Origin of the sequence: Yeguia hominis, assembly GCF_014384705.1 — a bacterium.
Lineage (GTDB): Bacteria > Bacillota > Clostridia > Oscillospirales > Acutalibacteraceae > Yeguia > Yeguia hominis.
Genome location: NZ_JACRSN010000005.1, coordinates 133508 through 159408 on the forward strand (window position 1 = coordinate 133508; position 25901 = coordinate 159408).

Annotated in this window: 23 protein-coding genes and 1 pseudogene; 11 read left to right on the top strand and 13 right to left on the bottom strand. The window is 52.1% G+C overall.

Annotated elements, in window-relative coordinates; genetic code table 11:
• The first annotated feature begins 5 nt into the window (after positions 1-5).
• From IAG03_RS04930 to asnA, 3 genes are read left to right on the top strand one after another with little or no spacing between them, the layout of a single operon-like run.
• Positions 6-191, top strand: a complete 186-nt coding sequence (locus IAG03_RS04930) for a hypothetical protein (protein ID WP_249318710.1) — start codon at positions 6-8, stop codon at positions 189-191.
• Between the two features lie 15 nt (positions 192-206).
• The gene (locus IAG03_RS04935) at positions 207-1643 is read left to right on the top strand and encodes a sugar transferase (RefSeq protein ID WP_249318711.1); all 1437 of its coding nucleotides are present in this window, start codon (positions 207-209) and stop codon (positions 1641-1643) included.
• On the top strand, positions 1643-2656 hold the full coding sequence (gene asnA, locus IAG03_RS04940; RefSeq protein ID WP_249318742.1) for an aspartate--ammonia ligase: 1014 nt from the start codon (positions 1643-1645) through the stop codon (positions 2654-2656). The genes IAG03_RS04935 and asnA overlap by 1 nt, the downstream gene beginning before the upstream one ends.
• A 237-nt stretch (positions 2657-2893) precedes the next feature.
• Here the strand turns inward: asnA and IAG03_RS04945 are convergent, their stop codons facing one another.
• The 6 genes from IAG03_RS04945 to IAG03_RS04970 all read right to left on the bottom strand — a co-directional run bounded on the left by IAG03_RS04945 (position 2894) and on the right by IAG03_RS04970 (position 6083).
• The gene (locus IAG03_RS04945) at positions 2894-3634 is read right to left on the bottom strand and encodes a MerR family transcriptional regulator (RefSeq protein ID WP_249318713.1); all 741 of its coding nucleotides are present in this window, start codon (positions 3632-3634) and stop codon (positions 2894-2896) included.
• Positions 3635-3759: 125 nt separating this feature from the next.
• Complete coding sequence (locus IAG03_RS04950) at positions 3760-4329, bottom strand: HDIG domain-containing metalloprotein (protein WP_249318714.1); 570 nt, start codon at positions 4327-4329, stop codon at positions 3760-3762.
• Positions 4326-4928, bottom strand: a complete 603-nt coding sequence (locus tag IAG03_RS04955; protein WP_249318716.1) for a prolyl-tRNA synthetase associated domain-containing protein — start codon at positions 4926-4928, stop codon at positions 4326-4328. Before IAG03_RS04955 ends, IAG03_RS04950 begins: the two co-directional genes overlap by 4 nt.
• Positions 4925-5152, bottom strand: a complete 228-nt coding sequence (locus tag IAG03_RS04960; protein ID WP_249318717.1) for a DUF1653 domain-containing protein — start codon at positions 5150-5152, stop codon at positions 4925-4927. The genes IAG03_RS04955 and IAG03_RS04960 overlap by 4 nt, the downstream gene beginning before the upstream one ends.
• Entirely contained in the window at positions 5149-5640 is a 492-nt protein-coding gene (locus tag IAG03_RS04965; protein WP_249318718.1) for a SprT-like domain-containing protein, read from the bottom strand. Before IAG03_RS04965 ends, IAG03_RS04960 begins: the two co-directional genes overlap by 4 nt.
• Complete coding sequence (locus IAG03_RS04970; protein WP_249318719.1) at positions 5637-6083, bottom strand: YaiI/YqxD family protein; 447 nt, start codon at positions 6081-6083, stop codon at positions 5637-5639. The genes IAG03_RS04965 and IAG03_RS04970 overlap by 4 nt, the downstream gene beginning before the upstream one ends.
• 189 nt (positions 6084-6272) lie before the next feature.
• Here IAG03_RS04970 and gnd point away from each other — a divergent pair, with 189 nt between their 5' ends.
• Positions 6273-7724 carry a decarboxylating NADP(+)-dependent phosphogluconate dehydrogenase gene (gene gnd, locus IAG03_RS04975; protein ID WP_249318720.1) on the top strand — a complete coding sequence of 484 codons (1452 nt, stop codon included), beginning with the start codon at positions 6273-6275 and terminating at the stop codon, positions 7722-7724.
• On the opposite strand, the gene IAG03_RS04980 is transcribed toward gnd, so the two are convergent.
• Positions 7725-8219, bottom strand: coding sequence for a deoxycytidylate deaminase (locus tag IAG03_RS04980; RefSeq protein ID WP_249318721.1), 495 nt, complete (start codon positions 8217-8219; stop codon positions 7725-7727). It abuts the gene before it with no gap.
• A gap of 191 nt (positions 8220-8410) precedes the next feature.
• On the opposite strand from IAG03_RS04980, the gene rsmA reads away from it, so the two are divergent.
• Both rsmA and IAG03_RS04990 read left to right on the top strand, forming a co-directional pair.
• Positions 8411-9292, top strand: a complete 882-nt coding sequence (gene rsmA / locus IAG03_RS04985; protein WP_249318722.1) for a 16S rRNA (adenine(1518)-N(6)/adenine(1519)-N(6))-dimethyltransferase RsmA — start codon at positions 8411-8413, stop codon at positions 9290-9292.
• A 58-nt stretch (positions 9293-9350) separates the two neighbouring features.
• Positions 9351-9542, top strand: a complete 192-nt coding sequence (locus IAG03_RS04990) for a hypothetical protein (protein WP_249318723.1) — start codon at positions 9351-9353, stop codon at positions 9540-9542.
• A 6-nt stretch (positions 9543-9548) separates the two neighbouring features.
• Here the strand turns inward: IAG03_RS04990 and IAG03_RS04995 are convergent, their stop codons facing one another.
• Complete coding sequence (locus tag IAG03_RS04995; RefSeq protein WP_249318724.1) at positions 9549-10208, bottom strand: metallophosphoesterase; 660 nt, start codon at positions 10206-10208, stop codon at positions 9549-9551.
• A gap of 155 nt (positions 10209-10363) precedes the next feature.
• On the opposite strand from IAG03_RS04995, the gene IAG03_RS05000 reads away from it, so the two are divergent.
• The gene (locus tag IAG03_RS05000) at positions 10364-11761 is read left to right on the top strand and encodes a D-alanyl-D-alanine carboxypeptidase family protein (RefSeq protein WP_249318725.1); all 1398 of its coding nucleotides are present in this window, start codon (positions 10364-10366) and stop codon (positions 11759-11761) included.
• A 354-nt stretch (positions 11762-12115) separates the two neighbouring features.
• Here the strand turns inward: IAG03_RS05000 and IAG03_RS05005 are convergent, their stop codons facing one another.
• Positions 12116-12793, bottom strand: coding sequence for an HAD family hydrolase (locus tag IAG03_RS05005; RefSeq protein ID WP_249318726.1), 678 nt, complete (start codon positions 12791-12793; stop codon positions 12116-12118).
• A 7-nt stretch (positions 12794-12800) separates the two neighbouring features.
• Positions 12801-14255 (bottom strand): hemolysin family protein, encoded by a 1455-nt coding sequence (locus IAG03_RS05010; RefSeq protein WP_249318728.1) that lies wholly within the window; start codon positions 14253-14255, stop codon positions 12801-12803.
• Positions 14256-14711: 456 nt separating this feature from the next.
• On the opposite strand from IAG03_RS05010, the gene nifJ reads away from it, so the two are divergent.
• From nifJ to IAG03_RS05025, 3 genes and pseudogenes are all read left to right on the top strand, one after another.
• Positions 14712-18266, top strand: coding sequence for a pyruvate:ferredoxin (flavodoxin) oxidoreductase (nifJ, locus tag IAG03_RS05015; protein ID WP_249318729.1), 3555 nt, complete (start codon positions 14712-14714; stop codon positions 18264-18266).
• Between the two features lie 233 nt (positions 18267-18499).
• Positions 18500-19691 (top strand): annotated as a pseudogene (locus IAG03_RS05020) (IS256 family transposase).
• A 223-nt stretch (positions 19692-19914) separates the two neighbouring features.
• A complete protein-coding gene (locus tag IAG03_RS05025; protein WP_249318731.1) occupies positions 19915-21567 on the top strand; it encodes an alpha,alpha-phosphotrehalase in 1653 nt (550 codons plus the stop codon).
• A 397-nt stretch (positions 21568-21964) separates the two neighbouring features.
• Here IAG03_RS05025 and spoVAD read toward each other — a convergent pair whose 3' ends face one another.
• From spoVAD to fba, 3 genes are all read right to left on the bottom strand, one after another.
• Positions 21965-22981 carry a stage V sporulation protein AD gene (gene spoVAD, locus IAG03_RS05030; RefSeq protein ID WP_249318734.1) on the bottom strand — a complete coding sequence of 339 codons (1017 nt, stop codon included), beginning with the start codon at positions 22979-22981 and terminating at the stop codon, positions 21965-21967.
• 17 nt (positions 22982-22998) lie between these two features.
• Positions 22999-23451, bottom strand: coding sequence for a stage V sporulation protein AC (gene spoVAC, locus IAG03_RS05035; protein WP_249318736.1), 453 nt, complete (start codon positions 23449-23451; stop codon positions 22999-23001).
• 383 nt (positions 23452-23834) lie between these two features.
• Positions 23835-24770, bottom strand: a complete 936-nt coding sequence (gene fba, locus IAG03_RS05040) for a class II fructose-1,6-bisphosphate aldolase (RefSeq protein WP_249318738.1) — start codon at positions 24768-24770, stop codon at positions 23835-23837.
• A gap of 250 nt (positions 24771-25020) precedes the next feature.
• Between fba and IAG03_RS05045 the strand changes: the two genes are divergently transcribed.
• Entirely contained in the window at positions 25021-25722 is a 702-nt protein-coding gene (locus tag IAG03_RS05045) for an ABC transporter ATP-binding protein (RefSeq protein WP_249318739.1), read from the top strand.
• Positions 25723-25901 lie beyond the last annotated feature (179 nt).

Sequence of the window (25901 nt, forward strand, 5' to 3'; positions counted from 1 at the left end):
TCTGCATGTTGGGGTTTCCGGCTTTTTTAGAAGCGGGTGACGCTTTGAAAATCCAAAAATCTCCAGAAAAACACGGGCAATGGGATGCTTTTTCCAGAAAAGCAGGTGAAATCCCGGATTTTAGTTTACAAAAAAGAGCGCAAGTGATACAATGTTTCTATCTCTGCGGACTTCCTGTTCGCTTTTTATAAAAAGGACGGAAAACCATGAAACGTTTATTCCGAAACTTTCGAAAAGGAATTATCTTTCTTCACAAAGTTTTGATTATTGCAATTACGCTGATTACCTATATGCTCACGTTGATGCAGTATTATGAAAAGTCCATCTATCACTATAAAGGGAATTATATTCTGGCGCTTCTCTATGTCTTTACGTTCCTGGCCTTTACCGTGACCTACGGCGGCTTTCGGATTGGAATTCTCCGGCTTCGGGAACTGGTTTTTTCCTATATTCTCTCTGCCACGTTTACGAATGTGATCTCCTATTTTGTCGTTTCGCTGATTGTGCGCGGAATGATGAACCCGATCCCGATGTTGTTGCTGACGCTGGTGCAGTCCCTTCTGTGCATGCTGATTTATCTGCAGGCCAACAAGGTCTATTTCATTCTGTATCCGGCACGCGAGTGCATTGTAATCTGCGCCGGCACGGAGAAGGAACTTTCCATTGTCAAAAAATTTGGCCGGGTCAAAGAGCGTTACAAGATTTGCTCGGTTTGCAGCGAATCGCTCGGGTATGAGTTGCTGGTAGAGCGGATTGACCGGTACTCGGCGGTGATTATCGGCAACATCGATCCGATCCTGCGGCTGCAGCTGATGACGTATTGCTTTGAGCACAGCAAGCGCCTGTTTATTGTGCCGACAATGCAGGATATTATGCTCAACAAAGCGCATGAAACACAGATCGGCGATTCGCTCGTCTATCTCTGCAAAAACCGGACGTTTACGATTGAGCAGCTTGCGATGAAGCGGCTGATGGATATCTTGGTTTCCTTGCTGGGTATTATCCTTTCTTCTCCGCTGATGCTGTTGGCTGCGATTTTAATCAAAGCGCACGACGGCGGTCCGGTATTCTTCCGGCAGAAACGCTACACGCGCAATCAAAAGGTATTTACGCTGATCAAATTTCGCAGTATGGTTGTGGATGCGGAAAAGAACGGCGCGGAGTTTTCTTCCCCGAACGACAGCCGGATTACGCCGGTCGGGAAATTTTTGCGCAGTACCCGGATTGACGAGCTGCCGCAGCTCTTTAATATTTTAAAAGGCGACATGTCGCTGGTCGGACCGCGTCCGGAGCGGATTGAAAATGTGGACGCATACTGCCGTCTGATGCCGGAATTCAGCTACCGGATGCGCGTAAAGGCCGGACTTACCGGATATGCGCAGATTTACGGCAAGTACAACACGACCTTTGAAGAAAAGGTCAAGATGGATATGCTGTATATCGAAAATGCATCGCTGCTGATGGATTTCCGGTTGCTGCTTTCCACGTTAAAGGTCATGTTTATCAAGGAAAGTACAGAGGGATTTGATCAGGAAAGCGTGAAAGAAATCAAGCAGGTTCAGGCGGAAATCGCAAAGGATCGGCAGCAAAGCGAACAATCAGAACATGCGGAAGAAACACCATCGGAACGGAGGGGACAATGATGAACCATACTGTCATCCCGGAGGGCTATCGGGACAATTTAAGCCTTTATGAAACGCAGAAGGCGATCGGCCTTTTAAAACGTCTGTTTGAGGATAAGCTTGGCGGTGCGCTGCATTTGCGCCGGGTGTCTGCGCCGCTGTTTGTCGATGCGGCCACCGGTTTAAACGACGATCTGAACGGCGTGGAGCGTCCGGTTTCCTTCGATATTCCGGCAACCGGCGGCAACGCGCAGGTCGTACACTCACTTGCAAAATGGAAGCGCATGGCGCTTTACCGGTATGATTTCTTCCCCGGACATGGCCTTTATACGGATATGAATGCCATCCGCCGGGATGAAGCACTGGACAATCTGCATTCGGTATATGTGGATCAGTGGGACTGGGAAAAGGTCATCACGCGGGAGGAGCGCAACGCGGAATATCTAAAAAAAACAGTCCGCGCAATCGTGGATGCAATTTGCAGCACGCAGGAGACCTTGTGTGCGGTGTTTCCGCAGCTGTCTTTTGTCAAGCCGGTTGACCGGGAAATCTCTTTTATTACCACGCAGGAGCTGGAGGATCTTTATCCCGCGCTTTCTCCGAAGGAGCGGGAAAACGCCTATCTTCGGGAACACCGGACAACATTCCTGATGCAAATCGGCGGGAAACTGCACTCCGGCATTCCGCACGACGGACGCGCACCGGACTACGACGATTGGACACTCAACGGAGACATTCTCTTTTGGAACGATGTTTTAGGTCAGGCATTTGAGGTCTCTTCGATGGGGATCCGGGTAGACGAGGCGGCAATGGACCGTCAGCTTCATATTGCCGGTTGCGACCATCGTCGGGAATTGCCGTTCCACAAAATGCTTCTGGAGGGAAAACTGCCGCTTACCATCGGCGGCGGAATCGGCCAGTCCCGCCTGTGCATGCTGCTGCTCGGAAAAGCGCATATCGGGCAGGTGCAGGCCTCTGTCTGGGATGCAGAAACCCGTTCAGCCTGTGAGAAGGTCGGCGTGGTGCTGCTGTAAATGCTTTCTGCCAAAAAATAATAAAGAAAAGCTGTGCTCTGGTTGCTTCCAGAACACAGCTTTTTTGCTGCAATAGGGCAGGATATGCAGAAAAAGAAAAAGATCACCTTCTGGGCGGACGTCACCCAAAGGGGTCGCGGAATTGTAAAAAGAGCCGCCAAACGCGCCGCCGGACAAATCCACACACCCTGAGATAGGAAATGAACGTTGCGGATGCCCCTAAATCAGGCAAAGAGGTTATTGACCGCAGTAAGCATGAAGCGCGGCGGCCATGAAATCAGCAGTCCCTTTTCCGTAACGGTCCAGCATTTGCCGAAACCGTTCGTCTCCGGTGTACATGTCTGCAAGGCAGACTAGAATCTCCTTTGTGCAGGGATATTCGTACTGTGTGATATGCGCCTGCCAGCGTGCGGCCAGCTCCTGTGCAGCCGGCGTGTCCGGCGATACGCCCGCTTTTGCAGCTTTGGCAAATGCGGCGAAAATCGCGTCTGCTTCGGCGCTGACACGGGATTCTTCCTCTGCGGTTCTTCCGCGCCGCTTTTCTTCACTTTTACGGTAGGCGTCTGTGTTTCCCCAGCGCTGCCGGGCTTCTTCAGCATAGGCTTTTTTGACGGCGGAAAGCGATTCCGCGGTTGTTTTCATTGGATGCATCTCGATCTCTCCTAATGTTTCATCGACAAGACGCAGCAGGCTGTCAATGTGGCGGCGCTGAAGCAGGAGAAGCTCCCGGTGCTGCCGAAGTGCCTGCCGGCTGTCATAATCGGGACGAGAGAGAATATGGGCAATTTCTTTGAGCGGAAACGCAAGCTCGCGGTAAAACAAAATCTGCTGCAGACGGGCCAGTTCTGCGCTGCCATAATATCGATATCCGGCAGCTGTTGTCCCAGCGGGGTTCAGAAGGCCGATCTCATCATAGTAGTGCAGGGTGCGCACGCTGACGCCCATCTGTTTGGCGACTTCACTTACGGTTAGTTTCATATCCGGCACGTTCCTTTTTTGGTTCTCTCTGTCCTTACCATTACCATACACGATGCCGTAACGTCAGAGTCAATCCTTTTTTTGAAAAAATTTTCAGAAAGGCGGATGCCAGAAATTTACCGGATTTATTCCGCTTTGGGAAGCAGTCCCAGTTCTGCCGCAAAAGGTTTCATGCCTTCGATGCACAGGCCGGTCACTTCAGGAACATCCATGCCGAGCATTTCAGCGCCTTTGGTAATCAGAGCCCGGTCGCAGCCGGCAGCAAATTTTTTATCCTTGAATTTCTTCATCACGCTTTTTACAGTCAGATCTGTGATGCCGAGCGGGCGCATCCGCGCGCAGGCGTGGATGATACCGGTCAGCTCATCCACGATGAAGAGACTTTTCTCCAAATTGGTTTCGGGCAGCACGTCTGTGCAGATGGAATAGCCGTGGGAAAGAATGGCGCGGATGAATTCCGGCGCAATGCCCTCCTTTGACAGCATTTCTTCCGTGTGCTGCAAATGCTCTTCAGGATACTGTTCATAGTCGACATCGTGCAAATAGCCGACAGCGCGCCAGAGCTCTTCATCTTCCCCAAAATGGCGGGCCATTGCGCCCATCGCACCGCTGACAGCGATGGCATGGGTGAAGAGGTGCGGTTCTGTGGTGTACTTTGCGAGAATGGTTTTTGCGGTTTCCATGTTGAGATTCATTTTTCAGGACTCCTTTTTTCAGGCTCGCCGGAATCGGGTTCGGCGGTCAGATTTACAAAAATCGGGCGATGCCCGGTATAAGGCAAAAATCGGTCAAGAAGGTCAGAGGTTCGCATCACGAGAGACGAGGTGTTGATACAGGGATGACAGCGAAAATATGCCGCCTGTGCGACGTCACGATCCATTAACAGCTGAACGCGGTGGTCGGGATCGTTCATCAGGCCCAGAATGCTGACGGATCCGGGTGTCAGGTCAAGATATTGCAGCAGCGCTTCCGCACTTGCAAAGGAAAGGCGTGCGGACTGAATTTGGTGGCTGAGCTGTTTGGTGCGAAAAGGTTTTTCGCCAGGCATGACCAGCAGATAAAAGGCGGTTTTCTGCCGGTTGCACAGAAAGAGATTTTTACAGATTCCATGCCCGATGACCTGTTCCACTGCCGCACATTCGGCGATGGTGTCAGCCGGAGAATGATCCGCCCGCTGAAAAGGAATGTGCAGCTGTTCCAGAAGATCATAGCAGCGGAGCTCTTTTGGGAGGCGTCCGGCGTTGGATGCCGGGCGGCCGGTATATAAGACCGGATCAAGAAAAAAATCGCTCATCGCGCGTCATCTCCTTCTGCAATTCTGGTAAACCGCTGCAGGCGGACGCCGTCCCGCTCCAGAAATTCGTCCCACATGTTTGCCGGACGTACCCAAAACGCGCCGTCGGCAAGCGACTGGTAAACGACCAGCTCTTCCAAGGTTTCGGAATGGCGGGCCATACCGAGCACACGGTACATGCCGCCTTTGAAATGCCGGTAAATCCCCGGCGTGATCTGGCTCATAAAGATCCTTCTTTCGTTACAGAAAGTGTCCCGCCGCACGCACAGCGATAGCGCTCCGGATGCCGGGTCAAAGGGGATGACCGGTAACGGGGAATGCTTTTTCCGCAGACTGTGCAGCGGACGATGTATTTGGCGGCTGGGGCTTTTGTCCCAAGCGCGAGATCCGTAGTGGTACAGGAAATCGGATAGCCGAATGCCGCTTGCATTCGTGCGGCATATCGTTTCCAGCGCGTTCCGTGATTCATGCATCCATAGCAGGTGTGCAGCAGTTCATGTGCAAGCACGGTGCAGCAGGCCGCTTCGGATCCGGAGAGCAGTCTCGCAGAAAGTTCGATCCGATAATAGTTTCCCTCCCGCAGACAGCGGCCGAATCGCCGGAGTGCACGGGTGTTGATTTGAACATGCGGGTCGATTTTGGCGGCAAGCGGAATCCCGAGACTTCGGGCCTGCCGGATGACCAGGGCAAGAAGGGCATCCGGTTGGTTCATGGCGTGCGCTTCGTTTCGGAGAGCATCCGGACCAGTGCTTCCCGGAACCGTACATTCTGCTCCGGCGTGCGTTTTTTCGGACCTTTCAGCCGTCCGCCGGACATGCGGATTTTTTTCGCTGTATGCCGCGCCAAAAGAAGCGCGTCGATGTTCTGGTCATCATACCGCATACCGTCCTGATTGATTACGAACGCACCGCGCGCAAGGCACATGGCGGCAAGCCCATAGTCCTGTGTGACGACAAGATCTCCGCGATGCACGAGATTGACCAGCATAAAGTCGGCGCTGTCGGCGCCTTTGGAGACGACGATCGTTCGGACGCCCGGGCGATCAAACTGATGCGCGGTGTCGCAGACAAGCGTACAGGGAATCTGCAAGCGAACTGCTTCCGTAATTGCAAGATCCACTACAGGGCAGCCGTCCGCATCAATCAAAAGCTGCATGAAAAGTTCACCCCTTCTTCGGACAGGTCTAGGAAGGAAACCACGAACCCGCTTGTCCTTATTATAAAGAAAAGATTGTACATTTGCAAATCCGGGCGGGAATGTTATAATAAATAGCTGAATGATGGTTTTCCAAAAGAGGAAAAGCCGTAAAAAACCAAATGGATCAAAATGTCAAGGAGGAAAGACATGGGGAACGCAGATATTGCGATGATCGGCCTCGCCGTGATGGGCGAAAATCTGGCCCTGAACATCGAGAGCCGGGGATTTTCGGTTGCAGTGTATGATATTGCGGAAGGCGCCGTGGATCGTTTTCTCAGCGGACGCGGAAATGGGAAGCGTTTTTTGGGCGCACATTCCCTCGAAGAGCTGACCTCTCTGCTGAAGCGGCCGCGGAAGATCATGATGATGATTAAAGCAGGTTCGCCGGTCGATGAGACCATTGAAAAGCTGCTGCCGTATCTTGACGCCGGAGATATTCTGATCGATGGCGGGAATTCCCATTTTCCGGACACAGAACGGCGGGTAAAAGCGCTGGAAAGCCGGGGGCTGCTCTATATTGGAACCGGCGTTTCAGGCGGCGGAGAAGGCGCGCTGAAGGGTCCCTCTCTCATGCCGGGCGGTTCTCCGGAAGCATGGCCGGCGGTTCGTCCGATTTTGCAGGCCATTTGTGCCAAAGCCGACGGCGCGCCCTGCTGCGAATGGGTCGGAGAAGGCGGTGCGGGCCATTTTGTAAAGATGGTGCACAATGGAATTGAATATGGAGATATGCAGCTGATTTGCGAAGTGTATGCCCTGATGAAGGATTGGCTCGGCATGACGCCGGAAGAGATGCAGGCCGTATTTGCGGAGTGGAACCGCGGAGACCTGAACAGCTACCTGATTGAAATTACTGCAGACATTCTGCAAAAGAAAGATACGGACGGGGCACCGCTGCTCGACCATATTTTGGATGCGGCAGGTCAGAAGGGAACCGGAAAATGGACAGGAATTGCCGCACTGGAAGAAGGCGTGCCGCTGACGCTGATCGGAGAAGCGGTTTTTGCCCGTTGCCTGAGCGCAATGAAAGAAGAGCGGGTCCGGGCGTCGAAGGTGCTTTCCGGGCCGAAAAAAACGCCTCCCCAGGACAGGGAAGCGTTTGTTCGGGATTTAAAGGATGCTTTGTATGCCGCAAAGCTGATTTCCTATGCGCAGGGCTACACGCTGATGCGCGCCGCTGCAAAGGCATACGGCTGGAATCTGCACTATGGCAATATCGCGCTGATGTGGCGCGGCGGGTGTATCATTCGCAGTGCGTTTCTGGGAGATATCAAGGCGGCGTTCGACCGCAATCCGGAGCTGGAAAACCTACTGCTGGATGATTCTTTCCGGGCGCGGATTGAAGCGGCGCAGGACGGCTGGCGCAGAGTCTGTGCAGCAGCGATGCTGCAGGGTGTTCCGGCTCCGGCGATGACCGTAGCGCTCAGCTATTACGACGGATATCGCTCCGAACGGCTTCCGGCCAATCTTTTACAGGCACAGCGCGACTACTTCGGCGCCCATACCTATGAACGCATCGATGCGCCGCGCGGAAAAGCGTTTCACACAGACTGGACGGGCGAGAGCGCGCAGGGTGCGGTTTCGTCGACGTATAATGCGTAATCAATAGCCGAAAACACCGTCCAGGGATTCATCATGTTCAACCCATTCCGAAACAGAGATGGATTTGAAATCATTTTTATTCAGGCGAACGATCACGCGGTCAATTCCGGCGTTGATAATCTGACGCTTGCACATGGAACAGGAGGATGCGTCTTCGACGTATTCTCCTGTTTCGCAATCAATCCCAACCAGGTACAGCGTTGCACCGATCATGTCATTGCGTGCGGCACTGATGATGGCATTGGCCTCCGCGTGTACAGAGCGACAGACCTCGTATCGCTCTCCGCGCGGAATTTTCAGTTCGACCCGGATGCACCGGCCGAGGTCGATACAATTCTTCCGTCCGCGCGGCGCGCCGTTGTATCCCGAGGAAATCACCTCATCGTGATTGACGATAATGGCGCCGAAATTGCGGCGTAAGCATGTTCCGCGTTCGGAAACGGTTTCTGCGATGTCCAGGTAGTAATTTTCTTTATCTCTTCTGGTAAGGCTCATGGAGAATGCTCCTTTCAGGGGGTTAAAATGGATATGCATCAAAAAAGCGGTAACCGCTTAAAAAACTATCATAAAAAATTTTGGGAAGGAAGTCAACGTTCTGTTCGGGTACAGCAGCGCCGTCCTTTACTTTTTCCGGGCTTGATGGTATACTGAAAGGCAGAAACTGCATCGGCAGCGGGAGGCATTTTATGGACCGACTTTCAGACAGATCCGTCATCAGAGAAGTATTGCAGCGGCATGGATTTCAGTTTTCGCATGCGCTGGGCCAGAATTTTCTGGTGAACCCTTCAGTCTGTCCGCGAATGGCACAACAATGCGGCGCGGACATGGAGACCGGTGTGCTGGAGGTCGGGCCTGGAATTGGCGTTTTAACAAAAGAACTCGGCAAGGTTTCCCGCAAAGTGGTTGCAGTGGAGTTGGATCGCCGGCTGTTTCCGGTCCTCGAAGAGACGCTTGCAGGACAGGAAAATATCAAGGTGATCGAAGGAGATATCCTGAAACTGGATCTCAAAGCGTTGTTTGCATCGGAATTTCCGGGAATGCGGGCAGTTGTCTGTGCAAATTTGCCGTACTATATTACATCTCCGGTGATTATGCGGCTTTTGGAAGAGCGGCTTCCCATCGATTCCATTACCGTAATGGTACAAAAAGAAGCGGCGGCCCGGCTTTGTGCGGCGCCAGGAGAGCGTGCGTGCGGCGCAGTGAGCGCTGCAGTGCGGTATTATGCGGAGCCTGAAATTTTATTTTCGGTATCCCGGGGCAGCTTTTGTCCTGCGCCAAATGTGGACTCGGCGGTGATTCGCCTGGCAATTCGGAAAACGCCGCCGGTACAGGTTGTCAGTGAGCAGCTTTTTTTCCGCGTAGTCAAAGCGGCGTTCGGGCAGCGCAGAAAAACGGCGCTCAATGCGGTTTCAGCAGGGCTGGCGCTTGCCAAAGAGCCGGTTTCCAAGGCGCTTGCCGAAGCGGAAATTCCGGCCGGCGCCCGGGCGGAACAGCTTTCGCTGGAACAGTTTGCCGCACTTGCCAATGCATTGGCCCCGGCGTTTCGTTCGCAAAACGGCGCGGTGTGATGGGCTGCGCCCGGCTGAAAAGCATGGAATTTGAAAAAGAATTGAGGGCAAATCCGATATGCAAATCAAAGAGCTGATGCTGAAAATCTTGTTGTTTCTGTTTGCGCTGATCCTGATTCTTTCCTTGGTCGGAATGGCATTTGGACCGTTCGGGTATGAAAAAATCAGCGTGGCATTTTCTGCGGCTGCGATTGTGCTTTCTGTCTGCGGCCTGATCGCGGCGCTCCATTTTTGGGGAAAGGATGCATAGTTCGGATTATTGCAGCGGAATTACCGCATCAAAGACGCTTTCGCAGCGGGCGGTATAGTGGCGGTTGATGTGGGTGGATCCGAAAAACCACTTGCGGTGCCGCACGGATTTTTCGATTTCTTCGAAGTACAGATCCAGCGTGGACTCATTCTGCTTGAACTGGAACCCGCCTACGCCCGGACAGGGACTGTGTGTGATGATATAATCTACGGCAAAGTTGTTTTTCTGCAGATTTTCCACACCGTTTTTCATTTCTGCCAGCGACGGCATTTCGTGCGCCCACCATTTTCCGGCATCAATCCGGAAATGTTTTTCTTGGCTTTCGCCGCCGCCAAATGCGAAGATCAGGCGTCCTTCGATCCGAAAGACCTCTCCGCGCATCAAATGCAGGATGTTTTCGGCAATCCGGTGGACTTTTCCGCCGTTCCATTCTTCAACAGGGTACTGCTCCAGCAGGTCGAAATTTTCATGCGGCCCGTCGACGAATAAAATCTGATATTTTTTCTTTTGCAGCTTTTGCAAAACTTTTTGTTCGGCCTCGTCGCCGTTCCAAATGAAGCCGAAATCTCCGCAGACAATCAGGCTGTCTCCGCTTTTCAACCGGCGGACAGCCGGTGCGTCGAACCGGCGGATATCTCCGTGCAGATCTCCTGTTACATGAATCAAGAAAAACGACCCCTTTCCCTGTATGCAGATCCCAAAATGCGATTGCAGGCGTATTGGCGCAGATGTTTTTATAGGGCATGCCATTGAACGTTGTTTCAAAAGCACTGAATTTCTTTGTATTAGAATGATCATACCATATTTGGAGGAAAAGTTCCATGAGAAAAAGACGATTTTTGAGTTTTATCCTGCTTTTTTGCCTGTGCGCTGGATGGTTTTTGGCGGATTCGGCTCCGGTACATGCCGCCGGGTTCGAAACCGGAATCGATACCTATAGCCAATCGTATTTGCTAATCAATCTGGATACCGGTACGTTGGTCAGCGAAAAAGACCCGGATAAAAAAATGGAACCGGCTTCGATTACCAAAGTTATGACGTATATCGTCGCATATGAACAGATTCGCGATGTCGAGGGAACCGTGATTACCATTCCGCAGCAGGTTGAGGACGATCTGCTGGGGACCGGCAGTTCTATGAGCGGCGTTTTGGTTGGGGAAAAGCTGACGGCGCTTCAGCTGCTGAATATGATGATGGTGCCGAGCGGAAACGATGCGGCACTGACGTTTGCCTATTATGTCGGTGACGGCGATCCGCAGAAATTCGTCAATCTGATGAACGAAAAGGCGGCGGAATTGGGCTGTGAAAATACGCATTTTATGAACCCGCATGGCCTGCACGACGAAAATCACTATACAACCGCGCGGGATCTGGCGGTCATTACGCAGTATGCGATGAATTTGCCGTATTTTTCTGAGATTACCGATCAGGTGACCTACACGCTGCCGGCAACCAACCTTTCGGAAGCTCGTACCGTGTACACGACAAACCGGATGCTGGATCAAAACGCAGACGGCGGCGAATACTATTATCCGTACACAAAGGGAATCAAAACCGGTTCTCATGACCAGGCGGGCTACTGTCTCGTTTCGACAGCGGTGCAGGGCGGATACAGCTATCTGTGCGTGGCGCTTGGCGCACCCAGCGTGGACGCTGACGGAAACAGCATTTCAAAACACGGAGAAATGATTGATTCCAAAGCGCTGTATCAGTGGGCGTTTGAAAATCTGGAACTGAAAACCCTTGTCAAAACCGGAGAGGCAAAGGGCGAAGTCAAGGTCGACTTTGCCTGGAACACAGATTCGATGCTGGTTGCGGCAGAGGAAGGGTATTCCGCCATTATGCCCTCGTCCGTAGAGGACAGCAGCATTTTGTACACGGTCGATCTTCCGGAGAGCGTGGAGGCACCGATTAAAAAGGGAGAGGTCCTCGGGACGCTGACCATGCAATATGCCGACCAGACGCTGGCAACGGTAAATCTGGTTGCAACCGAATCGGTGGAGCGCAGCGAGCTTTTGCACACACTGGATATCGGGCGGGACATTCTTTCCTCCAACTGGTTTGTCAGTATTATCGCCATTGTTATTTTCCTGCTGCTGCTTTATGTTGTCCTTGCGCTGCTCTATAACCGCAAAAAGAAGCGGATGCGCAGCATGCGGCGGTATCATGACGAGCCGGTTTCCGGACGTCGGAATCCGCCGGGACAGCCGCGCCGGTAAGAAATTTTCAGCCCTGAATCCGGATAGGATTTAGGGCTGAAATTTTTTATGGGAGTGAGAAACGGATAGGAATGAAGCAGAATAAGGGCGGATGTTTTCCGCCTGTGTACTGCATTTTTTTGAGATTCATGGCAGCAAATAATTTGTTTGAAAGAAAAGGGGAAGAACCCAGATCGGTTGGAAACCAAAAAAGACGGACGCCAAGGAGTGTTTCCATGTGGCGTCCGTCTCAATTTTGTGATGTAGGATGTCTGCGGTACAGTTAAAATGTCCAGGAAAGTCCGCCGGTCATGTGCTTCCTGCAGGATCAAAGAAGAAGCGGGCTATAGGGCGCCTCTTTGATGTCCTCCGATTTTAAAATCGGAGCTGTGGTTTTGCAGTTTCGGACTCCAAAAAGGGAATCACTTCCGAAAGGGAAGCAAACTGCCGGTATAAAAGACTTTGGGTTTCGGCATTTGGCTGTACAAGATCCGGAATCATGATCGGTTTGAGTCCTGCACGGTGTGCCGACAGGATTCCCATGGGGGAATCCTCCAACGCGATACAGTCTTCCGGAGAGACCTGTAAGACTTCAGCGGCTTTGAGGTAAATGTCCGGAGCGGGTTTACCGTTTTTGACAGCGTCGTTACAGACAAGGGGCTTCGTAAAATAGGCGCGCAGTCCGGCGATCTCCAGATTGTATTCTGTCCGGCTTTGCGAGCTGGAGGTTGTTACCGTAAAGGGAATATTTGCGTCTTGCAGATATTGGAGCAGCTCCGGAAGTCCCTGTTTTACCGGAATCCCATTCTCTGCAATATATGCCGCGACCCATTCAATCCGCTGGTTTCGCAGCCCGGTATAATCGAAGTCCGGCCCGTATTCGTCCCGGAAAATCAACCGGGTGGTTTCGGCGTTCAGGCCGATCGTCTTTTTGACGACTCTCGGCGGGATCTCATATCCGGCCCGTTTTCCGACAGCGTGCCACGCGTTCATCATCAGCGCTTCTGTGTCGAACATCAGACCATCCATATCAAATGCAACGGCTTTTATCATGAATGGTTCATCCTTTTTTCTTTCCGGAACGGGTATCCCGATCCTCTTTGGAACGATCTTCCGGGTTGTCTTCCGATTCTATGGGGGTTACAACAATGTGAATTTTGGAAACGCGGCGATCTTCGACTTCTTCGACCGTGAAGGTGAGATTTTCCCACGTCACGGAGGGGTGTTCATCGGGAAGCGGGATCCTTCCGAGCGTTTCCACGACAAGTCCGGCGATCGTGTCGTAGTCGCCTTCCGGCAATTCTGTATCGAGCAGATCGGAAACCTCGTCGATCGGCGTAGTGCCTTCGACGGTAAACTCGTTTTCGTTGACCTGCCGAATTTCTTCTTCCTCGTTGTCGTATTCATCCTGGATGTTGCCGACAATCGATTCGAGCAGGTCTTCCATCGTGATAATGCCTTCTGTCCCGCCGTATTCGTCGACAATAATTGCAATTTGAACCTTGTGTTCGGTCATCTCGGTAAACAACTCGCTGCAGCGCTTGCTTTCCGGAATGAAATAGGCTTTGCGCATGACATCGGTTAGGCGAATGTTTTCATCAACAGGATGTCCGATATATTTGAGCAGATCTTTGACATAAACGATGCCGAGAATATTGTCGAGATCTTCGTGGAAGACCGGAATCCGGGAATATCCGCCGTCGATGGCAAGCTGTACAGCCTCTTCGATGGTTCCGGTATCTTCAATTGCCGTGACATCGGTACGATGCGTCATAATTTCGTCGGCAGTGGTATCATGAAAGTCAAAAATGTTTTCAATCATGTCCTTTGTGCTTTCACCGATAACCCCTTTTTCTTCTCCGACATCGACCATCATGAGGATTTCTTCCTCTGTAACGGTTTGTTCCGATGCATTCGGATCAATTCCGAGCAGACGCAGCACAAAATTCGTTGAGGCAGACAGCAGTCCGATGAAGGGACGCAACACGGCGGCGAGGCCGTTTAAAACTCCGGCAACCCGGAAAGAAAGCGCCTCTGCTTTCTGCATGGCAATTTTTTTGGGGACCAGTTCCCCCAGAACAAGAGAAAAGTAGGAGAGTAAAATGGTGATGATGACGGTAGAAACGCCCATCACGGTAGAGCGGCTGAAGGGCAAAAACGTGAGCGTGTCAGCCAGCATTTCGGCAAAACTCTGCGAAGCCGAGGCCGAAGCCAGAAATCCGGAGAGCGTGACGCCGATTTGAATGGTGGAGAGGAACCGGCTGGAGTTTTTTGTGAGCTTTAAAACTTTTGCGGCCCGCTTGTCTCCGTCTTCGGCCATTTTTCGGATTTTGCTATCGTTGAGCGTAATAATGGCGATTTCCGAAGAGGCAAAGAAGGCATTGAGAAAAATGAGCAGGATGAGCAGAAGGATCGAGAGCAGAAGGTTTGTGCCTTCACCGGACGCGGCCGAGGTTGTTTGGTTGCGCAGGGTGTGCAGCATGAGACACATACTGCCGTCAGGATCGGATGACATTTGGTGTTCCCCTTTCAAAAATTACTGTTGCGGAATTCATGCCTTGAAAAGGCGCGAAAAGGCTGGTAAACCGCAGCCAATCTGAATGATGCCATTATATCGTAACTGCCATAGGAATGTCAAATCTGTGCGCTCTTTTCTGAAGCAGTACGAAAGGATCCGGCGGCGTGCGCGCGTTTTAAACGGGCACAAGCCGTTCTATCCGCCGACTTTTGTCCGGAAAAGCCGATTCTGAAGCAGCGATCGAAAGCGATAGAATTTGGGCGGTCTTTGGGCGGTCAAAGAAAGCATAAAATGTACAGGGAGAAAATACGCGGTTTTGCTTTACAGTTTTAAGAAAAAGTGTTAATATATTCAGTGGTACAAAAATGCCCCGCACGTCTAAAAACGATTAAAAACGATGTGGTCTGTGCGGAGTTTCACCCATCATTCATCCCAAAAGGAGGAACTATCATAATGGCTAGGAAAATGAAAACCATGGATGGTAACAGCGCCGCCGCGCATGTTTCTTATGCGTTTACGGACGTTGCTGCGATCTACCCCATCACGCCGTCTTCTGTGATGGCAGATGAAACCGACAAGTATGCTGCTGCCGGAAGAAAGAACCTGTTTGGCAGAGAAGTCCGCGTGACGGAAATGCAGTCTGAAGCGGGTGCCGCCGGTGCGGTTCACGGTTCTCTCGCAGCCGGTGCGTTGACGACAACGTACACGGCGTCTCAGGGCTTGCTCCTGATGATTCCGAATATGTATAAAATGGCCGGTGAGCTGCTGCCGAGCGTCATTCACGTTTCTGCTCGTGCGCTTGCAAGCCATGCACTTTCCATTTTCGGAGATCACTCCGATATTTATGCATGTCGGCAGACCGGATATGCGATGCTGTGTGCAAACAGCCCGCAAGAAGTTATGGATCTCGGCGCGGTCGCACACCTTGCAGCCATCAAGGGCCGTGTGCCGTTCCTGCATTTCTTCGACGGTTTCCGTACCTCGCATGAAATTCAGAAAATTGAAACTTGGGATTATGAAGATCTCGGCGAGCTGCTCGATTGGGATGCAGTGGATGCATTCCGCCGCCGCGCGCTCAATCCGGAGCATCCGGTGCTGCGCGGTTCTGCTCAGAACGGTGATATTTTCTTCCAGGCACGTGAAGCCTGCAACAGCTATTATGATGCAATTCCCGGCGTTGTCGTCGATTACATGAACAAGATCAACGCGAAAATTGGGACAGACTATAAACCCTTCAACTACTACGGCGCACCCGACGCGGAAAAAGTGATCATCGCGATGGGTTCCGTCTGCGATTGCGCAGAAGAAGCAATTGACTTCATGAATGCAGCCGGACAGAAGGTCGGCCTGATCAAGGTCCGTCTGTATCGTCCGTTTGTTGCACAGTACCTGCTCGATGTCATGCCGGATACCGTCAAGTACATTTCCGTACTGGATCGTACAAAGGAACCCGGTTCCATCGGTGAGCCGCTGTACCTCGATGTACTGGCAGCGCTCAACGGCACGAAGTTTGGCGCATGCCCGGTTTACACCGGACGTTACGGCCTCTCCTCGAAAGATACCACACCGGGACAGATCGTTGCGGTTTTCGACAACATGGGTGCTGCAGATGCCAAGAAGCGCTTCACGATCGGTATCGTCGACGACGTTACGAATCTTTCCTTGCATGTCGATCATGAGCCGAACACCATCCCGGCAGGCACGCATTCCTGCAAATTCTGGGGACTCGGCGCAGACGGTACGGTCGGTGCGAACAAGAACTCCATCAAGATCATCGGCGACCACACCGATATGTACGCACAGGGCTACTTCGATTATGACTCGAAGAAATCCGGCGGTCTGACGATTTCTCACCTCCGTTTTGGCAATAAGCCGATTAAATCCACCTATTATATCAACCATGCGGACTTTGTCGCCTGTCACAACCCGGCATACATCGGCAAATACGATATGGTTGAAGACCTCAAAAAGGGCGGCAGCTTCCTGCTCAACTGCGCTTGGGATCTGGAAGAACTCGACAAGCACCTGCCCGGCAAAATGAAGAAGTATATCGCAGAGAACGATATCAACTTCTACACGATCGACGGTATTAAAATTGGTAAGGAAATCGGCCTCGGCGGTCGTATCAACACGATTCTGCAGGCTGCATTCTTCAAAATTGCCAACATCATTCCGGTTGACGATGCAGTTCGCTTCATGAAGGAAGCAGCAACGAAGTCCTACAGCAAGAAGGGCGAGAAGATCGTTGCGATGAACCACGCTGCAATCGACCGCGGAATTTCCGGATTCGTAAAAGTCGATGTTCCGGCATCCTGGAAAGACTGCACGGATGACGACGTCGTTGTGAAAGCAACCGGCGACCGTCAGGATGTGGTTGATTACGTGAACAACGTGCTCAATCCGGTCAACTCCTTCAAGGGCAAGGATCTGCCGGTTTCTGCATTCAAGGATTATGTGGACGGCACGACGCCGCAAGGCTCGGCTGCTTATGAGAAACGCGGTATCGCGGTTGACGTTCCGGAATGGCAGCCTGAAAACTGCATCCAGTGTAACTTCTGCTCCTATGTCTGCCCGCATGCGGTTATCCGCCCGGTTGCAATGACAGAGGAAGAGCTGGCGGCAGCGCCGGCAGGCACGAAGGCAACCAACATGACCGGTATGCCGGGCATGAAGTTTGCGATGACCGTATCGGCGCTCGACTGCACCGGCTGCGGTTCCTGCGCACAGGTCTGCCCGGGCAAGAAGGGTGCGAAAGCGCTCGTCATGAAACCGCTTGATTCGCAGCGCGGCGAGCAGGATGTTTTCGATTATGGTTACAAGCTCCCGGTCAAACCGGAAGTCAACGAGAAGTTCAAAGAGACGACGGTCAAGGGCAGCCAGTTCAAGCAGCCGCTGCTTGAATTCTCCGGCGCTTGCGGCGGATGCGGTGAAACTCCGTATGCAAAGCTGGCAACGCAGCTGTTCGGCGATCGGATGTATATTGCCAACGCAACCGGATGCTCCTCTATCTGGGCTGGTTCCGCTCCGGCAACACCGTACACCGTAAATAAAGAAGGCCATGGTCCTGCTTGGGCAAACTCCCTCTTTGAGGATAACGCAGAGTACGGCCTCGGTATGACGCTTGCACAGAATGCAATCCGCGCAAGACTGGCTGACTATATCAAGGAAATCGTTGAAAAAACAGACAAAGAAGATCTGAAGGCAGCTTGCGAGAACTATCTTGCAACCATGACCGACAGCACGGCAAACCGCGAACCGGCAAAGGCACTCATTGAAGCGCTCGAGAAGGTTGCAGATTGCAGCTGCGAGGTTGGCGCGCTTGCGAAGAAGACGCTGGCTGACAAAGATTATCTTGCGAAGAAGTCCATGTGGATCCTCGGCGGCGACGGCTGGGCATATGATATCGGCTTCGGCGGCGTGGACCATGCGCTGGCTTCCGGCGAGAACATCAACATTCTCGTGTTCGATACAGAGGTTTACTCCAATACAGGCGGACAGGCTTCTAAGTCTACGCCGATCGGCTCTGTTGCACAGTTTGCAGCAACCGGTAAGAGCATCAAGAAAAAGGATCTGGCCGGAATCGCCATGACGTACGGTTATGTCTATGTTGCACATGTTGCAATGGGCGCAGACATGAATCAGTGCATCAAGGCCTTCCATGAGGCAGAAAGCTACAATGGCCCGTCCATCATCATCGCTTATGCACCGTGCATCAACCACGGTATCAAGGGCGGCATGGGCATCTCCATGGCAGAAGAGAAGAAGGCTGTTGCGGCAGGATATTGGAACAACTATCGTTACGATCCGCGCCGTAAGGACGAAGGTCTCAATCCGTTCCAGCTCGACAGCAAGGCGCCGACGGCAAGCTATCGTGATTTCATCATGGGCGAAGTCCGTTACAACTCTCTGACCCGTTCGTTCCCCGAGCGTGCAGAGAAGCTGTTCGAAAAGGCCGAGAAAGTGGCTGCAGAGCGGTACGAAGAACTTGTCCAGAAGGCAAGCGAATAAGAGTTCTTTACAAGCAAAAGCGGCTGTCCCTGTGTGGACAGCCGCTTTTTTGCGCGCAAAACGGTTTCGCGTACCCATAGGCAGCACGGCGAGGCGGTTGCCGAAACCCGATCACATCTGATGATAAGGTAAGAAAAGTTGCGCAAATTGAAAAGAGGATAAAAGAAGACATCGCTTGCAGGCTCTGGCAGAATGAAGTCACAACACAAACATTCGAAAGGAGACAGCAAACGATGTCCGAGAAAATTGTACAGCTAAATGAGGAACTCTAATCAAGGGTCAGATCAAGGAATTGGTCCGAAGCAGCGCGGAAGAAACCCTGAATGAGCTACTGGAAAAGGAGGCGGAGTCTCTGACGCAGGCGGCCCGCTGCGAGCGCAGCGAGGTCCGTCAAGGCTATCGCAGCGGCCACTATGACCGCTGCCTCACCACGACCTCCGGCGATGTCACGCTCCATATGCCGCGGCGCAAGGGCGTGTCCTTCGAGACGGCCATCATCGAGCGGTATCGCCGCCGGGAGAGCAGCGTGGAGGAGGCCCTCATTGAGATGTACCCGGCAGGCGTTTCCGTGCGCCGTGTGGAGAACATCACCGAGGCTCTGTGGGACAGCAAGGTCTCGCATGCCACCGTCAGCGAACTGAACAAGAAAGCCTACGTCCACATTGAGGACTGGCGGAACCGGCCACTGCAGGGCGGACGGTATCCGTATGTCTACGTGGACGGCATCTGCCTGCGCCGCAACTGGGGCGGAGAATACGAAAATGTCGCCATTCTGGCGGCAATTGCCGTGAATGAGGACGGGTTTCGTGAGGTTCTGGGCGCTGCCGAGGGGATGAAAGAGGACAAGGCCAGCTGGGTCAGCTTCTTCCAGTGGCTGCGCGGGCGGGGTCTAGACGGCGTAAAGCTCCTCGTCGGCGACAAATGCATGGGGATACTGGAGGCCGTGGGCGAAGTATTTCCAGATGCCAAATACCAGCGCTGCATCGTGCATTTCTACCGCAATGTTTTCTCTGTTGTGCCAAAATCAAAGGTCAAAATTGCAGCGAAAATGCTCAAGGCGATCCGCGCCCAGGAGGGCAAGAAAGCCTCCCGCGAGAAGGCAAAGGCTGTTGTTGCCGAGTTAAAACAATGAAGCTGAAGGAGGCTGCCAAGAAGGTCGAGGACGGCATCGAGGAAACGCTGACCTGCTGTGATTTTCCCAGCGAGCACTGGACGCGTATCCGCACCAACAATGTGATCGAACGGCTGAACCGTGAGATCCGCCGTAGGACGCGTGTGGCGGGAATGTTCCCCGATGGGAACTCTGCGCTGATGCTGGTCTGTGCAAGGCTGCGTCATGCGGCGGGAACGCAGCGGGGCAACAAGAAATACATGAATATGAAGCACTTAGAGGCGGCTTTGAACGACGTCCCTATTGCCGGCTGACTTCATTCAGCCGGAGTCTGCAAACCTTTTTGCGCATAATTCTTGACAGTACCCATCCGATAGGGAATGCCGATCTCCAGGAAAGTCCGCATTTATCACATAGAATCTTGATATTGATAGAATTGTGCAATAAATTCAGAGAATGATGCAAGAACTATCATAACAGATGCATTATAATTCAAGTATCAACATTTCATTTGAAACTGCAAAGGAGGTTCTCGACGTGAAAAAGGCCTGGTGGAAAGAAGCGGTTGTTTATCAAATTTATCCGCGCAGCTTTGCGGACGGCAATGGAGACGGCCTGGGTGACTGCAAAGGGGTTATGCAGCATCTGGATTATCTCAAAGATCTCGGAATTGATGTGATCTGGTTCAGCCCGATTTATCGGTCTCCGATGGATGATAACGGGTATGACATTTCCGACTATTATGATATCAATCCGGAATTTGGCACGTTGGAGGAGTTTAAAGAATTTCTGAACATGGCGCACGAGCGCGGAATCAAGGTGCTGATGGATCTGGTAGTCAATCACAGCTCCGATGAGCATCCGTGGTTTGTGGAGTCCCGGAAATCCAAGGACAATCCGTATCGGGATTATTATATCTGGAGAGATCCGGTCAACGGCGGTCCGCCTTCGGATTGGGGTTCCCATTTTTCTGGCTCGGCGTGGGAGTATGATGCTGAGACAGGGCAGTATTATCTGCATCTGTTTTCCAAAAAACAGCCCGACCTCAACTGGGAAAATCCGGTTGTACGCGGGGAAGTCTTTAAAAATATGCGTTGGTGGTGCGATTTGGGGATCGACGGATTCCGGATGGACACTGTCAATATGTATTCCAAGGTACCGGGGTTCCCGAATACCGGAATTAAAAATAAACTCGCGGAAGAATATTTTATTGATGGTCCCAAAATGCACGATTATCTGCAGGAAATGAACCGAGAGGTTCTCTCGAAATACGATATCATGACCGTCGGTGAGGCGCCGGGTATCGGGCCTGATCAGGCAGCGCTGTATGTCGGAGAGGATCGCGGAGAACTGAATATGGTATTCCAGTTCGACCATATGCGTCTGGATCGCGACCCGAATGGCAAGTACGCGTCCCGCGTGCCGCTCGACTGGAAAAAAATGAAAAAATCGTTGGATGAATGGCAGTACGGCCTTGCAAATCGCGGCTGGAACAGTTTGTACCTCAATAACCACGACCAGCCAAGGCAGGTCTCGCGGTTTGGCGATGACGGGAAATACTGGAAAGAAAGCGCGAAAATGCTGGCGACCATGCTGCACACCATGCAGGGAACGCCGTATATCTACGAAGGCGAAGAAATCGGCATGACAAACTGCCCGTTCCGCCGGGAAGATCTGCGCGATATCGAAGTAGTCAATCAGATCAAGGAATTCGAAGAAGAAGGCGTGGATGTTGCGGAAAAATTCCCGCTGCTTCTTGAAATTACGCGGGATAACGCGCGTACGCCGATGCAGTGGACGGCAGGCAAAAATGCCGGATTTACCGAGGGCGACCCGTGGATTATGGTCAATCCCAATTACAAAGAAATCAATGTGGAGGCACAGCTTCACGATCCGGATTCCATTTTATCCTATTATAAACAGCTGATCCGCAACCGCCATGCACATGAGGCGATTGTATACGGCGAGTTCAAAGATTTGGATCCGGAGCATCCGCAGGTGTACTGCTATACACGGACAACGGATGCGGAAAAACTGTTGGTCATCCTGAATCTGACCGCAGAGCCGGTTGCGTATTCGGTTCCGGAGGATGGCAGTTGGGATCTGCTCATCTCCAACTATCCGGAGGTCCCGCTGACGCCGCAAATGAATCTGCAGCCTTATCAGGCACTGGTTTACAAAAAGCAATAAACGCTTATTCCGGAGACAGAACCTGCTGTCTCCGGAATTTTTTATGGAACTAAAACCGGGTGCGGCATAAAACCGGACATCCGGTATAAGAGGCGAGTACACCGGACTGTTTTGGACACAGAAGCGGTGACAGCCGCGAAAAAGGCAGGGCTGGAACCCGGCGTAAGCTGGGGGGCATAAACGCATAGACGTGATACAAAATATTCCGAAACCGACCGCTATAGCGGCCGGCTTGCCGAAATTAGCCGACTTAACTTTTAGAATGCAAAAACCACACCCAGATGTGGAAGCTTCGCACCTGGGTGTGGGAGAAGAGATTTCGCAGACCTGCGGCGTATGGTTGCAATGGGTTCGGGTGCCAAAATTTTGAGATTAGCTGCCCGATTTCCGTGATGATTCAGGAAGGCATCCGGAACTGCAGAAGGTGTGCAATTCCGGGAATGCTCTCTCCCTGCTGGGAGGAGGTTGGGGACATCAATGCGCCGGTTCCCAAAAATAAAACGTTGCGGAAAGCGCCTTCACGCATTTTTTGAAACAAATAGGAACAGACAATTGCGGCAGAACAGCCGCACCCGGAACCGCCTGCATGGACATCCTGCTTTTGTGCATCATAAATCAGGATACCGCAGTCATTGTAGTTCGAGGAGAGGGAAACGCCTTCTTTTGTAAGAAGCTCTTTGAGCAGCGCGGCGCCGACAGAACCGAGGTCTCCGGTGAGAATCAGATCGTAGTCGTCGGGCGTTGTATGCGTGTCATTCAAAAAGTCAAGCAGCGTCTGCATGGCAGCGGGCGCCATGGCGGCTCCCATGTTAGCGGCATCTTTAATCCCGAGATCTGTAATTTTGCCGATGGTCATTGCGGCAACGAAAGGCGTGTCCGTCTGATGTGCCCCTAAAATGGCGGACCCGGAAGCGGTTGCCGTCCATTGCGCGGTAGGCGTGCGCTGCCCGCCGTATTCAAGCGGAAATCGAAATTGCCGTTCAGCGGAGCAGAAGTGCGAGGAAGTGACGGCAGCGCAGTGATTGGCGGCGCCGCAGTCAACCAGCAGCGCAGCAAGGGAAATGGTTTGCGCCATGGTCGAGCAGGCGCCGTACTGGCCAAGAAAGGGAATTCCCAGCCCGCGAAGCCCAAAGGAGGAAGAAATGCACTGGTTCAGAAGATCGCCTGCAAAAATATACTGGATTGCAGCATTGGTCAGGCCGGCCTTCTGGATGGCGAGGTTGACCGCTTCAGTTTGCATCCGCGCTTCCGCTTTTTCCCAGCTTTCTTCTCCTAAAGTGGTGTCCTGAAAACACAAATCAAAATAGGTGCCCATGGGGCCTTCTTTTTCCTTTTTTCCTGCAACGGCAGCGGAACCAATGATAGAAGGCTTGGAAGGCAGCAGAAGGGTATATTTTCCCTGTCGTTTCGGCAAATTGGCTCCTCCTTCCCTTAAAACAGGCTGATCACGTACAAGATAATGCCATATACGACGGAGGCGGAAATTCCGTACACGAGAACCGGTCCGGCAATGGCAAACATCTTCGCGCCGACTCCAAGAATGAAGCCTTCGGTTTTGAATTCGATTGCCGGAGCAACCATCGCGTTGGCGAATCCGGTGATCGGCACCAGCGTACCGGCACCGGCGTATTTTGCGATATTGTCGAAGATATTCAGCGCCGTGAGAACGGCTGCAATCAAAATTAAACTGATGGAAACAGCGCCCCGTGCGCTTTTTTCATCCAGTCCGGTTTGCTGATACAGAGTGAAAAGCGCCTGCCCAAGGGTACAGATTGCGCCGCCAAACAGAAAGGCCATCAGACAGTCTTTCAGGACAGAAGAGTTTGGGGAGGCCTGTTTTGTCATTTCCGCATATTCGCGCTGTGTTACGTTCAAGTGATGCATCTCCTTTGCAAAAGATCTGTCCTTATTATTGCTAAAAATAGCAGCGCTTATTCCGGGCTTACAAGCTGTTTGATGGGCAGACTTTTTTCATTCATTTTTGCGCAAGCACTTTTTGACAATCCGGAATCGATTTTTGTACAGTTGCCAGAATAATGTTCGTTTTTAACATGTCTGGATATGTTCCCGGACTTTAATTTTTTGTACATGTGGGGGGTGCCGTCAAATGTTAAGCTGCAAAGGAAAATTTTTTCGAACTGTGAATTTCTTCCTCGCGTTTGGAAAAGTCCGAAAAGGCAAAGAACCTGCAAGACAGCATGAAAAAACCGCCCGACCCTGTAAAAGGGACGGGCGGTTTTGAAATGCAAAAAGATTGTTCCGTGCGATTAGGCTTTGCCGTCGCAGCCGAGAACATCCACGATCTTGTGCTTAACAAGCTCTTTGATCGCAGCGCGGCCCGGAGCAAGATACTGACGCGGATCGAAGTGATCCGGATGCTCCACAAAGTGCTGACGGATCGAAGCGGTCATTGCAAGACGCAGGTCGGAGTCGATGTTGATTTTGCAGACGGCCATACGAGCTGCCTGACGGAGCATGTCCTCCGGAATGCCGATTGCATCCGGCATTTTGCCGCCGTTCTCGTTGATGATCTTGACGAAGTTCTGCGGAACAGAGGAAGCACCGTGCAGAACGATCGGGAAGCCAGGCAGACGCTTGGAGACTTCTTCCAGAATGTCAAAGCGGAGCTGCGGTTTCTGGCCGGGTTTGAATTTGTAAGCGCCGTGGCTGGTGCCGATTGCAATTGCGAGAGAGTCAACGTTCGTTTTCTCAACGAATTCCTGAACCTGAGCAGGATTGGTGTAAGAAGCGTCTTCCGCAGAAACGTTGACGGCATCCTCGATACCGGCAAGACGTCCGAGTTCGCCTTCAACGGTGATTCCGCGGGGATGTGCATATTCCACAACCTTAGCGGTCAACGCAATGTTCTCCTCAAAACTGAGGTGAGAACCGTCGATCATGACAGAAGAGAAACCGCCGTCGATGCAGCTTTTGCAGAGCTCAAAGCTGTCGCCGTGGTCAAGGTGCAGTGCGATCGGAAGGCCGGTTTCTTCCAGAGCGGCTTCCACAAGTTTACGCAGATAGGTCTGGTTTGCATACTTCCGGGCGCCAGCGGAAACCTGCAGAATCAGCGGGGCATTCAGCTCTTTTGCAGCCTCGGTGATTCCCTGGATGATTTCCATGTTGTTGACGTTGAACGCGCCGATCGCGTACCCGCCTTCGTATGCCTTTTTGAACATTTCTGTGGTGTTTACCAGTGGCATAATGTCGATCTCCTTTCTTTTTATGCGCAGAACGCATGGAACATGTAACCGAATCGGTTATCATGTATAAAAATAGATATCCATCGCCCTTATTATAGCACGATTCATGGTAAAATCAAGCATTCCCAAAAAATCCGTAAAAATATACAGAATGCAGAATACGCGGCGGACACATCTGGGCGTTCTGAGCGGAAAGACAGGACAAATCCGGTATAGAATGCGGCGTTTTGGGAGATGGTAACACTAGAAAATGAAGGAAAGCAAGGGTGTGTGGATGGCGCTGATTGAGATGAAAGATTTGGTAAAACAATATATGGTTGGCAATGAGGTGATTCGCGCGCTTGACGAAGTCAGCCTGCAGATTGCAGAAGGGGAATTTTTGGCAATCATCGGGCCGTCTGGCAGCGGAAAATCGACGCTGATGAATCTGCTTGGATGTCTGGATGTGCCGGACGAAGGGGAGTATTGGCTGGAGGGACATTGTGTGGCGGATCTGACAGAACGACAGCTCTCAGAAATCCGAAACCGGGAAATCGGGTTCATTTTTCAGGGATTTAATCTGGTGCAGGAACTCAGTGCAGAGGAAAATGTAGAGCTTCCGCTTCTTTATCGGGGAACACCGCGTCGGGAACGAAGACGCCTGGCACAGGAGGCGCTGGCGGCAGTTGGCCTGGAAAGCCGAATGGAACATTACCCGAATCAGATGAGCGGCGGTCAGCAGCAGCGGGTTGCCATTGCACGCGCGGTAGCGGCGCAGCCCAAAATCCTGCTTGCAGACGAACCGACGGGAAATCTCGACTCCAAAACCGGGGAAGATGTCATGCAAATGTTGGAAACGTTTCATCGGGGAGGGCATACGATCGTCATGATTACGCACGATCCCAAAGTGGCGGCGCGTGCGTCCCGAATGGTGCGGATCTGTGATGGGAAGCTGGAGGCGGTTTCCCTGTGAACCGGAATAGCGGTCAGCATGGCCCCTTAAAATCAAAGAAAACCCGGCAAAAGCGCAAAGTGAAGTGACCCCAAAAAGTTAGACAATATTCTGAAGTAAAAAATGTTCAAGCAGCCGAAAGGGCTTGCTGTCTGTGAATTGCAGGCGGCAAGCCCTTTAGCTTTGCCTTGATTCTGCGG

Coding starts and splice junctions, on each gene's coding strand:
- IAG03_RS04935 (WP_249318711.1), top strand. CDS start 207: ATGAAACGTTTATTCCGAAACTTTCGAAAAGGAATTATCTTTCTTCAC.
- IAG03_RS05010 (WP_249318728.1), bottom strand. CDS start 14,255: ATGTCATCCGATCCTGACGGCAGTATGTGTCTCATGCTGCACACCCTG.
- gnd (WP_249318720.1), top strand. CDS start 6,273: ATGGGGAACGCAGATATTGCGATGATCGGCCTCGCCGTGATGGGCGAA.
- spoVAC (WP_249318736.1), bottom strand. CDS start 23,451: ATGCATCACTTGAACGTAACACAGCGCGAATATGCGGAAATGACAAAA.
- IAG03_RS04970 (WP_249318719.1), bottom strand. CDS start 6,083: ATGCAGCTTTTGATTGATGCGGACGGCTGCCCTGTAGTGGATCTTGCA.
- IAG03_RS04990 (WP_249318723.1), top strand. CDS start 9,351: ATGCAAATCAAAGAGCTGATGCTGAAAATCTTGTTGTTTCTGTTTGCG.
- IAG03_RS04950 (WP_249318714.1), bottom strand. CDS start 4,329: ATGAATCTCAACATGGAAACCGCAAAAACCATTCTCGCAAAGTACACC.
- IAG03_RS05000 (WP_249318725.1), top strand. CDS start 10,364: ATGAGAAAAAGACGATTTTTGAGTTTTATCCTGCTTTTTTGCCTGTGC.
- IAG03_RS04980 (WP_249318721.1), bottom strand. CDS start 8,219: ATGAGCCTTACCAGAAGAGATAAAGAAAATTACTACCTGGACATCGCA.
- nifJ (WP_249318729.1), top strand. CDS start 14,712: ATGGCTAGGAAAATGAAAACCATGGATGGTAACAGCGCCGCCGCGCAT.
- IAG03_RS04945 (WP_249318713.1), bottom strand. CDS start 3,634: ATGAAACTAACCGTAAGTGAAGTCGCCAAACAGATGGGCGTCAGCGTG.
- rsmA (WP_249318722.1), top strand. CDS start 8,411: ATGGACCGACTTTCAGACAGATCCGTCATCAGAGAAGTATTGCAGCGG.
- IAG03_RS04930 (WP_249318710.1), top strand. CDS start 6: ATGTTGGGGTTTCCGGCTTTTTTAGAAGCGGGTGACGCTTTGAAAATC.
- IAG03_RS04965 (WP_249318718.1), bottom strand. CDS start 5,640: ATGAACCAACCGGATGCCCTTCTTGCCCTGGTCATCCGGCAGGCCCGA.
- IAG03_RS05005 (WP_249318726.1), bottom strand. CDS start 12,793: ATGATAAAAGCCGTTGCATTTGATATGGATGGTCTGATGTTCGACACA.
- fba (WP_249318738.1), bottom strand. CDS start 24,770: ATGCCACTGGTAAACACCACAGAAATGTTCAAAAAGGCATACGAAGGC.
- IAG03_RS04955 (WP_249318716.1), bottom strand. CDS start 4,928: ATGAGCGATTTTTTTCTTGATCCGGTCTTATATACCGGCCGCCCGGCA.
- asnA (WP_249318742.1), top strand. CDS start 1,643: ATGAACCATACTGTCATCCCGGAGGGCTATCGGGACAATTTAAGCCTT.
- IAG03_RS04960 (WP_249318717.1), bottom strand. CDS start 5,152: ATGAGCCAGATCACGCCGGGGATTTACCGGCATTTCAAAGGCGGCATG.
- IAG03_RS05045 (WP_249318739.1), top strand. CDS start 25,021: ATGAAGGAAAGCAAGGGTGTGTGGATGGCGCTGATTGAGATGAAAGAT.